The 10,702-nt window shown below is 74.3% G+C and carries 3 protein-coding genes; all 3 read left to right on the forward strand.

Going from position 1 to position 10,702, the window contains the following annotated elements; genetic code table 11:
* Window positions 1-336 precede the first annotated feature (336 nt).
* The 3 genes from ACWGIU_RS17310 (at window position 337) to ACWGIU_RS17320 (ending at window position 10,689) form a co-directional block, all read left to right on the forward strand.
* Window positions 337-1,104: a DeoR/GlpR family DNA-binding transcription regulator gene (locus ACWGIU_RS17310; RefSeq protein ID WP_453706675.1), complete on the forward strand. Its 768-nt coding sequence runs from the start codon at window positions 337-339 to the stop codon at window positions 1,102-1,104.
* 506 nt (window positions 1,105-1,610) lie between these two features.
* On the forward strand, window positions 1,611-2,756 hold the full coding sequence (locus tag ACWGIU_RS17315) for a helix-turn-helix transcriptional regulator (protein ID WP_453706677.1): 1,146 nt from the start codon (window positions 1,611-1,613) through the stop codon (window positions 2,754-2,756).
* Between the two features lie 88 nt (window positions 2,757-2,844).
* Window positions 2,845-10,689 carry an amino acid adenylation domain-containing protein gene (locus ACWGIU_RS17320; RefSeq protein ID WP_453706679.1) on the forward strand — a complete coding sequence of 2,615 codons (7,845 nt, stop codon included), beginning with the start codon at window positions 2,845-2,847 and terminating at the stop codon, window positions 10,687-10,689.
* Window positions 10,690-10,702 lie beyond the last annotated feature (13 nt).

Here is a 10,702-nt window from a genome sequence, read left to right on the forward strand (position 1 = left end):
CGGCCGGACTGATGCCGAACTCGTCGCGCAGGGCCGGGATCGCCGGACCGTAGAGCGCCTGGAGGGCGCCGATCACCACGAACGCCAGGCAGGAGGCCCCGATCGCGACGGTGGTGAGGAGGGGCTTCCCCCCTTCCGGCAGTTCGGCCTCATGGGTGGCGGTCATGGCTCTCCTCATCGGTCGCGGCCGAATGAACACGATCAACGTTCACAGCGGCAGGAAGTTCCCACGGTTCCGCACAAACTACACACGCTGAATGTTCGTTTCAACAAATTCGATGCTCGAAGCGCGCATCCCAGCCATCCGGTGCCTCCATCTGTGCTAAAAGCAGACACATGAACGTGATGGAGAGGCACAAGTTCGTGGTGGGGCTGCTCATGCGGCAGAACCGCGCGACGGTGGCCGAGCTGGCCCAGGCCACCGGGGCGTCCGAGATGACCGTCCGCCGGGACCTGGAGGTACTGGAGTCCCGGGGGGCCCTGCGCCGCGTGCGCGGCGGCGCGGTGAGCAGCCTGCCCGGCGGCGTCGAGCCTCCCTACGCGATCCGGGCCATGTCCGGATCGCAGACCAAGGAGCGGCTCGCGCGCGCCGTGGTCGACCTGCTCACCGACGGCGAGACGGTGGCGCTGGACACGGGTACCACCGCCGTGGCCGTCGCCAAGGCCATGGCGCACCGCCAGCTCACCGTCGCCCCCCTCTCCCTGCACGCGGCCTTCACCCTGTCCGCGCACCCCGGCATCCAACTGGTGCTGCCGGGCGGGCAGGTGCGCCCCGAGGAGTTGTCCTTCTACGGCTCCACGCCCGTACAGACCTTCAAGGACCTCTGCTTCGACACGTTCGTCCTGGGATGCTGCGGGGTCGATCCCGTCCAGGGGGCCACCGCCTACAACCTCGACGACGTCCAGGTGAAGCGGGCGGCGGTCGCCGCGGCGCAGCGCGTGGTCCTCGTCGCCACCGCCGACAAGATCGGCCGGGCGGCGCTGGGCCGCATCTGCGCCATGGAGGAGATCGCCCTCGTGGTCACGGACGCCCCGGCGGACTCCCCTGTGATCGAGGTGCTGCGCGACCAGGGGGTCGAGGTGATCCATCCGGCGGACGACTGAGCCCGGCAGCCGGCCCGGGCGGCCCCGACGGGCGGGCCGCCCGGTCGTCTGGGATCGACATGCGTTCGCACCTTTCCTGCGCGGAGCGCATCCCCGATCGGCGCGCCCGATCAGCATCGAGGGGCGGACGGCCACCCGCCAATGGGCCGCGACCGTCGTCTTACCGCCTGTCGGGAAGACGACAGCAAGAACTTGCTGCAATTTCCAGGCGGACCCCTGCGCGTTCCGGCCATCCCCATCGGGGTCCGCCGTACGGCGCCGTCCGGCCGCCCGGTTCGCCCCGTCCGGCGAATTCCGCACCGGATCAAGGAACTTGCGCCACCCTCCCCCCACGTCCCGGCAGCAAGAAATGTGTCTGATACACGTTCCTGTGGCGGCGGGGCCGTCGCGGAGTCTCCTAGCATCGCGATCGCGACGGATGCGAACGAGAGGGCAGCGAAATGAAACCAGGCGCACCGAACCGCCCGCAGGACCGTGATCGACCTCGTGAGCTCACCTCCGAGGAGATGGCCCTCTACCGAGAGTTCGCAGAACACGGGCCCCTCCAGGGAAGCCAGGTGCGCGCCCGGACGGAACCGGGCACCATGGCCCGTACCCTCGACGCCCTCGTCTCCAGCGGCCTGGTCCGGCAGACCGGCCCCGACTGCTTTGCAGCCACCAACCCCACCGAGGTGTCCGCGCGGTTGCTCAAGCGGTGGGAGGACCGCGTCCAGGGAGCCCAGCTCGACCTGCTGCGCATGCGGGGACAGCTCGCGGAGCTGGCCATCGTGCACGCCGCGCGCCAACGGACCCTTGAGGGGCCGCCGCTGGAGCGCATCGAGTCGGCGGCCGAACTGCGGCGCGTCCTCGACCGGCACTCCGCCGCGTGCACGCAGGAGGTGCTCAGCGCACAGCCGGGCGGCCCCCTGCACGAGGACGAGCTGCGCCGTGCCCGCCTCCGGCACCGGGACCTGCTCGCCCGTGGAGTCCCCGTGCGCACGCTGTACCAGCACTCGGCCCGCTTCGACCCGCCGACCCTGCGGTACGAGACGGAGCTGGCGGCTCTCGGGGCCGAGGCGAGGACGGTGTCCGGCGGCCTGGCCCGGTGCCTGGTCCTCGACCGCTCCCTGCTCGCCCTCCCGCTCCCGGAAACGGCGGGCGGGGCCCTGCTCGTCCGCAGTCCCGACCTGGTCGCGTTCGTCGCCGAGATGTTCGACCTGCTGTGGGCGACGGGCGAGCCCATCGGCAAACCGCGCGAGAAGGCCTTCATCCAGGGCGTCGCCGACCAGGCGAAACGATCCATCCTGCAACACCTGGTGCGGGGCGACGACGACCGTGCCACGGCCCGCGCCCTCGGCATCTCGGTGCGTACCTGCCAGCGCCATGTCTCCGCCATCATGCGTCAGCTCGGCGCGACGAGCCGCTTCCAGCTCGGCTACCTGGCCCACCGGCACGGGCTGCTCGCACCCGACGGCCCGGAGAGCGCCGGTGCCGGTGCCGGCACCTCCGCACGCGCCGACACCTCGACATCGATGTCAGGATCCGTGCCCGCACCGCCGGCCCCTGGGTTCCCGGGGTGTGCCGTGGACCGGAGCACCTGGATCCACCTGTCACGTGATCGCGGTACCGAGGATTTCTCCGAGCGGATCGGGCGTCGTCAAGAGGCGTATTAGTGGGACTTTCGGGACCGTCCGGCCGTCGCGGACAGTGGCCTCACGTCGTCGTTGATCGACCGATCCGACTGAGGAGACTGACCACCGCATGGCCACTCACGACCGCGGGCCGCTGCCCCTGACCCCGCCGCAGAACGGCGTCTGGTTCGCACAGCAGCTCGACCCCACCCGCCTCGACTACACCATCGCCGAGTACCTGGAGATCCGCGGGGCGGTGGATCCGGCGCTGCTCGCCGAAGCGGTGCGCACGACGGTGGCCGGAACCGAGACGCTGTGCGTCCGCTTCGCCGAGGTGGACGCGGTGGTGCACCAGATACCCGCCGGTCCGCCGCCGCTGCGGATGGCGACGGCCGACGTGAGCGACCACCCGGACCCGGACGCCGAGTCCGAGCGGCTTATGCGCGCAGAGCTGGCCCGGCCTACGGACCTGGCGACCGGGGACGTGTGCCGGCACCTCCTGGTACGGACCGGTCCGGCGACGTACCGCTGGATGCAGGGCTACCACCACCTCGTCGCGGACGGGATCACCGGCTCGATCCTCGCGCGGCGGACCGCGGAGGTGTACTCGGCGCTGGTCGCGGGAGAGCCCGTCCCGGCCCCCGAGAGCACGCCGTGGGAGCGGATCGTGGCCGAGGAGGAGGAGTACGCGGGCTCCGGACGGTGCGCGGCCGACCGGGAGTTCTGGCGGACCCGACTGGACGGCGCCCCCGAGCCCGTGTCCTTCACCGGCAGCGTCCCGGCGCCCGCCTCGGGTACGACGGTGCGGGTGAGCGGAGACCTCGACCCCGCCGACGCCCGCACCCTGCGCGACGCCGCGCGCCGGCACGGCACGCGCTGGTCGGCGCTGGTGATGGCCGCGGCCGCCGCCCACCTGCACCGCGCGGGCGGCACCGAGGACGTGGTCCTGGGCCTGCCGGTCACCGGCCGCACCACCCCGGATGCCCGCCGGACACCCGGCATGTTCTCCAAGGTGCTGCCGCTGCGGCTGCCAGTCACCGCGGACACCACGGTCGGGGAGCTGCTGCGGAGCACCTCGGCCGGCATCAAGGAGGCCCTGCGCCACCAGCGGTACCGCATCGAGGAGTTCACCGGAACCGGGCCCCGGCTGTGGGACGCCGCCGTCAACCTCATGTCCTTCGACTACGAGCTGTCCTTCGCCGGTGCTCCCGCCTCCGCGCACAACCTTTCGGTCGGCCCCGTGGAGCACGTCTCCCTCAACGTCTACGACCGGGGCGGCGACAGCCCGCTGACCGTGCAGGCCGAGGGTGACGCCGCCGACCTGGGACCGGCCGAACTCGACGCGCTGCGCGTGCGGTTCACCCGCTTCCTGGTCGCGCTCGCCTCGGCCGACGACGAGACCCCGGTCGGCTCGCTGCCCTTCCTGACCGCCGAGGACGAGGAGCGGCTCGCCGCCTTCGCCGAGGGCGGCGCCGACCCCGCACCCGGGGACGCCCTGCTGCACACGCTCTTCGAGGAGGCGGCGGCGCGCATACCCGGGAAGGCCGCCGTGATCTGCGCCGGCCAGGAGGTCACCTACCGGGAACTCGACGCCTGGGCCGAGGACATCGCGGACCGGCTGCGGCCGGCCGTGGAACCGGGCACGCCGGTCGGTGTGTGCGTGGAGCGCTCGCCGTCGATGGTCGCGGCCCTGCTCGGTGTCCTGAAGGCGGGCGGCTGCTACGTGCCGCTCGACCCCGGCCTGCCGCCCGAGCGCATCGCCTACATCGTCCGCGACGCGGGTCTGCGCACGGTCGTCGCCGGGCCGGGCAGCCGCGACCGGCTGCCGCACGACCTCCCGTCCGTGGTCGACGCGGGCGCGCCGACCGAGAGGGTCCGTGGCGGCCGGAGGGCCGTACCGGTGCCGGCGGCGTCCGCCGCGTACCTGCTGTACACCTCCGGCAGTACGGGCGAGCCGAAGGGCGTCGTCGTCCCGCACGCGGCGGCCGTCGACTTCGTACGCGGCCACCTCGCTCTGTGCGGCGCGGGCGACGGCATCGGTTCCGGCGGGTCCGGGCACGCGGAGCGGTTCCTCGGGTTCGCCTCGCTGTCCTTCGACGTGTCGGTCCTGGACGTGTTCGGCTCCCTGCTGAGCGGTTCCACCCTGGTCCTCGCCACCGACGCCGAGCGGCTCGACGTCGACCGGCTCCAGGCGCTGCTCGCCGAGCACGCGGTGACGGTCGCCGACCTGCCGCCGGCGCTCCTGCCGCTGCTGGACCCGGCCGGACTGCCCGCGCTGCGCTTCCTGTCCACGGGCGGCGAGGCCCCGTCGGGGGACGCCGTCGACCGCTGGGCGGTGGACGGCCGCGAGGTCTGGAACGCGTACGGGCCCACCGAGGCCGCCGTGTCCGTGACCATGCACCGGGTGGTTCCGCCCTCGCACGGCCGGATCCCGCCGATCGGGCGCCCGATGGTCAACCACCGCGCGTACGTGGTCGACCGGGGGCTGCGGCTGCTGCCGCCGGGGGCGACCGGCGAGCTGTGCGTGGCCGGCGCGGGTCTCGCCCAGGGGTACGCGGGGCGCGCGGCCATGACGGCCGACCGCTTCGTGCCCGACCCCTTCTCCGGTGTGCCCGGTGCGCGGATGTACCGGACGGGAGACCTCGTACGCTGGTCGTCGCGGGGCGAACTGGAGTTCCTCGGGCGGGTGGACCGCCAGGTCAAGATCAACGGACACCGGATCGAACTGGGCGAGATCGAGGCGGTGCTCGGCCGGCAGCCCTCGGTGGGGCAGGCCGCGGTCGTGGTGCACGCCCCCGCGGGCGGAGCCCGTCGGCTCGTCGCCTTCGTGGCGCCGCCGGGCGACGGCGGCCCGGCGCCCGAACCAGCTGTGCTCGCGGCCGAGTTGGGCCGGGTCCTGCCGGGCTACATGGTGCCCCGCACCTTCGTGGCGGTGGACCGGATGCCCCTCACCCCGGGCGGCAAGGTCGACCGCGCGCGGCTCCACGTACCCGAGGCCGGGGCCCGCCCGGAGCACCCCGAGCGTGCGTACGGCGCCACCGAGCAGGCGCTCGCGGCGCTGTTCTCCGAGGCCCTCGGCGTCACCGCGACCCCGGACGACAACTTCTTCGAGCTCGGCGGTGACAGCATCACCGCCCTGGGCCTGACCAGCCGGGCGCGGGCGCGGGGCTTCTCCTTCACCCTGCGCGAGGTGTTCGCGCACAAGACCGCGGCCGCCCTCGCCACGGCCGTGGGCGACCCCGGCCACGGAACCTCCCGGGCCGCCGCAGGTCCGGACGTGCCGGAGTGCGGTCCGCTCCCCGCGACGCCGGTCATGCGCTGGCTCCTCGACGGGCCGGGCCCCATCGGCCGCTTCAGCCAGTCCATGGTGCTGGCCCTGCCCGAGGGCGCGGACGACGCGACGCTCGTACGGGTCCTGCAGTCGGTCGTGGACCGGCACGGGGCGCTGCGCCTCGGCGTGACCGCCGGCCCGGAGGGGCCCCTGTGCACGATCGGCGAGCCCGGTTCGGTCGACGTGTCCGGGCTGTACCGCACCGTCGACGTCGCCGGGTCGGACGAGTCCGCCCGCGCCGCGGTCATGGCGGAAGCGGCCCGGGAGGCGGCCGGACAACTGGACCCGGCGGCCTCGGCGATGCTGCGGGCGGTCCGCTTCGACACCGGTGGGGCGGCGCCGGACCGGCTGCTGCTGTGCGTGCACCACCTGGCCGTGGACGGGGTGTCCTGGCGGATCCTGACGGCCGACCTGGCCGCGGCCTGGGAGGCCGCCGTCGCCGCGCGTCCGCTTCCGGCCGCGGACGGGGAGGTCTCGTTCCGTGCGTGGGCCCACCACCTGGAACTCCAGGCGCGTTCCCCGGAGGTGCACGCCGAGCTCCCGTTCTGGCGCTCGACGCTGGAGACCACCGGGGACGCCCCGGACCCGCGGGAGCCGTGGCAGCGGATCCCCGACCCGCTGCGGGACACCGCCGGCACCACGCGCACGCTGACGCTCGGCCTGCCCGCCGAGGTCGCCGGGCCGCTGCTGTCCAGGGTGCCCGGCGCGCTGCGCACCGGCCCGGCCGAGGTGCTGCTCGCGGGGCTGGTCCTCGCGGCCCACCGCCTGCGCTCCCCCGGTACCGCCCCGGGGTCGCTGCTGGTCGACCTGGAGGGCCACGGCCGCGTCGACCGCACCGGCCGCCACGACCTGGCGCGCACCGTGGGCTGGTTCACCACCCAGTACCCGGTCCGGTTCGACCTGGACGGCCTCGACCTGGACGCGGCGGCCCGGGGCGGCGACGCCCTCGCCGATCTGGTCGCCCGGATCCACACGGCGGTCGCCTCCGTACCGGACCACGGCACGGGCTTCGGCCTGCTGAGCCGGCTCGATCCGCGGACCGCGGCGGAACTGGCCGGGCTCCCGCGCCCCCGGGTGCTGTTCAACTACCTGGGCCGGTTCTCCGGCGGCGGCGAGACGCCGTGGAGCCCTGCTCCCGAAGCGGGCGGGCTGCGCGCCGAGGTGGATCCGGCGATGCCCGTCGAACACGCCCTGCAGATCGACGCCATGGCCGTGGACGGCGCCGAAGGACCCTCCTTCACCGCGGTCGTCACCTCCCCGCAGGCCCTGCTGACCGACACCGAGGCGGACGCCTTGGTGGCGGCCTGGGGCGACGCCCTGCGCCTGCTGGCCGCGTGGACGGGCACCCCCCGACCGCGCCGGCTCACCCCCCGTGACCTGCCGCTGGTCGGGCTGTCGCAGCCGGAGACGGACGCCCTGGCCGCGCGCTACGCGGGGCTCTGCGACGTGCTGCCGCTCTCACCGCTCCAGGAGGGGCTCTTCTTCCACTCGGCCTTCGACACGGGCGCGATGGACGCCTACACCGGCCAGATCGTCCTCACCCTGGACGGCTCCCTGGACGAGGAGACCCTGCGGACGTCCTGCGACCGGCTGCTGCGCCGCCACACCTCGCTGCGCTCCGCCTTCACCGACCAGGGTCTGGACCGGCCGGTGCAGATCGTCGTCGAGTCCGCCGAAGCGCCGTGGGAGGCCGTGGACCTCGGCGGACTCGGGTCCGCGGACCGGCAGCGGGAGTGGGAGCGGCTGCTCGCGGCCGACCGGGCCCGCCGCTTCGACCTGGAGCGGCCGCCGCTGGTGCGCTTCACCCTGGTCCGGTTCGACGCGGGCGAACACCGGCTGGTGATGACGAACCACCACATCGTCTGGGACGGCTGGTCCTCGGCGGTGCTGCTGCGCGAACTGCTCACCGGATACGCCGAGCTCGCCGCACGCGCCGGGTCCGGTGGCCCGGGTGAGCCCGGCCCGGTCGCGGAAGGCGTCCCGTACCGCTCGCACCTGGACTGGCTGGCCCGCCAGGACGACGGCGCCGCCGAGGCCGCGTGGAACGGTGCGCTGGCCGGGCTGGAGGAGCCGACCCTGCTGGGCGCGGCCGACCCGAACCGGATCGACGCGCTGCCCGAGCGGGCCCCGGTGGAGCTGTCGGCGGAGCTGACGGCCCGGCTCGCCGCGCGGGCCCGTACCGCGGGCGTGACGCTCAACAGCGTGGTCCAGGGCGTCTGGGCGATCCTGCTGGGCCGGGTGACCGGGCGGGACGACGTGGTGTTCGGCGGGACCGTCTCCGGGCGGACCGCTGACGTCGCGGGCATCGAGGACATGGTCGGCCTGCTGATCAACACCCTGCCCGTGCGGTTCCGGATCCGGGAGGGCGAGCCGCTGCTGGCCGCGCTCGCCCGGTTCCAGGACGAGCAGGCGGAGCTGATGGACCACCAGCACGTCGGGCTCGCCGGTATCCAGCGGGCGGCCGGGCTGGGCGCCCTCTTCGACACCACGGTCGTCCTGGAGAACTATCCGCTCGACCTGGAGTCGATGCGGGACCTGGCCGGCGGGCCGCGGCTGACCGGGGTGGAGGGCTCGGACGCCACCCACTACACCGTCAACCTCATCGTGCTGCCCGGGGAACGGCTGCGGCTGCACCTCGATCACCGCACGGACGTCCTCGACGCGCGGACGGCGCGCAGCCTGGGCGAGGCGCTGGAGCGGCTGCTGACGGCCGTCGCCGACGCCCCCGCCACCCCGGTCGGGGAGGTGGACCTGCTGTCCGCGGAGCAGCACCGGCTGATCCAGGAGTGGAACGGCACCGCCGTGCCCGTCCCCGACACCACGCTGGTGGAGCTGTTCGAGCGGCAGGTGGCCCGGACGCCCGGCGCCCCGGCGACCGTCTTCCGGGGCGAGCGCCTCTCCTACGCCGAACTCGACGCCCGCGCCGAACGGCTGGCCCGGGCACTGCGCGCCCGGGGCGCCGGTCCGGAGCGGATCGTCGCGGTCGCCCTGCACCGCTCCACCGAGATGGTGGTCTCGCTGCTGGCCGTACTGAAGTCGGGAGCGGCCTATCTTCCGGTGGACCCGTCGCTGCCGGCGGACCGGATCGCGTACCTGCTGTCCGACGCCGGGCCCGTCCTGCTGCTCGCGGACGACGAGGTGGCGGCGGCGCTGCCGGCCTCGGCGGACCTGCCCCGGCTCGATCCGGGGGCCGTCCACGACGTTGACCCCGGTGCGGTGGGGCGGACGCCGCTGCCGGCGCACCCCGCGTACGTGATCTACACGTCCGGGTCGACGGGGCGGCCCAAGGCCGTCGTCGTGGAGCACTCGGCCATCGTCAACCGGCTGCTGTGGATGCAGGACCGGTACCGGCTGGGCGCGGACGACCGGGTCCTGCAGAAGACCCCGTTCGGCTTCGACGTGTCGGTGTGGGAGTTCTTCTGGCCGCTGATCACCGGCGCGGCCCTGGTGGTGGCCGAGCCCGGCGGGCACAAGGATCCCGGCTACCTCAGCCGGGTGATCCAGGAGGAGGCGGTCACCACCGTCCACTTCGTCCCGTCCATGCTGGCGGCGTTCGTCGAGGATCCGCGGGCGGGCCGCTGCCGGTCGCTGCGGCGGGTCGTGTGCAGTGGCGAGGCCCTGCCCGAGGAGCTGAAGAACCGGTTCCTCGACGTGCTCGACGTGCCCCTGCACAACCTGTACGGGCCCACGGAGGCGGCCGTGGACGTCACGCACTGGGACTGCCGCCGCGAGGACGCCGGGCCCGTGCCGATCGGCCGGCCCATCTGGAACACCTCGCTGTACGTGCTCGACCCGCGGGGGCGGCCGGTCCCGGTGGGGGTCGCGGGCGAGCTGTTCCTGGCGGGCGCGGGCCTGGCCCGCGGATACCTGCGGCGTCCGGCGCTGACCGCGGAGCGCTTCCCCCTGGACCCGTTCGGCCCGCCGGGCTCGCGCATGTACCGCACCGGTGACCTGGCCCGCCACCGGGCCGACGGCTCGGTGGAGTACCTGGGCCGCACCGACGACCAGGTCAAGATCCACGGCTTCCGGATCGAACTGGGCGAGATCGAGACGGCCCTGGGCCGCCTCGACGGCGTCGGCCGGGCGGCGGTCGTCGTCCGCGAGGACGTCCCGGGCGAGCGCAGGCTGGTCGGGTACGTCGTCCCGGAGGCCGGGGCGGACCCGGCCCCCGACACCGAGCCGATGCGCGCCGAACTGGCCCGCTCCCTCCCGGAGTACATGGTGCCGGTGCTGGTCGTCGTGGACGGGCTGCCCGTCACGCCGAACGGCACGCTCGACCGCCGGGCGCTCCCGGCGCCCGCCGCGGCGGGCGCCGCCACCGGGTACGAGCCGCCCGCCGGGGAGACCGAGGAACTGGTCGCCATGGTGTGGGCCTCCGTACTGGACGCACCCCGGATCGGCCGCCACGACGATTTCTTCGCCCTCGGCGGGCACTCGCTGAGCGCCACCCGGGTGGCGGCCCGGCTGCGCCAGTCCCTCGGCCTGGACCTGCCCCTGCACACCCTCTTCGAACAGCGGACCGTCGCCGCCCTCGCCGTCGCAGTCGAGACGGTGCTACTGGCCGAACTGGCGGCCGACCCGGCCCCGTTCGCCACCCCCGACGACGCCGTTCCTTCACTCGTACTTCAGGGAGAGACCTCGTGACCACCCAGGAGAG

This window comes from Streptomyces sp. NPDC054840 (assembly GCF_053611065.1).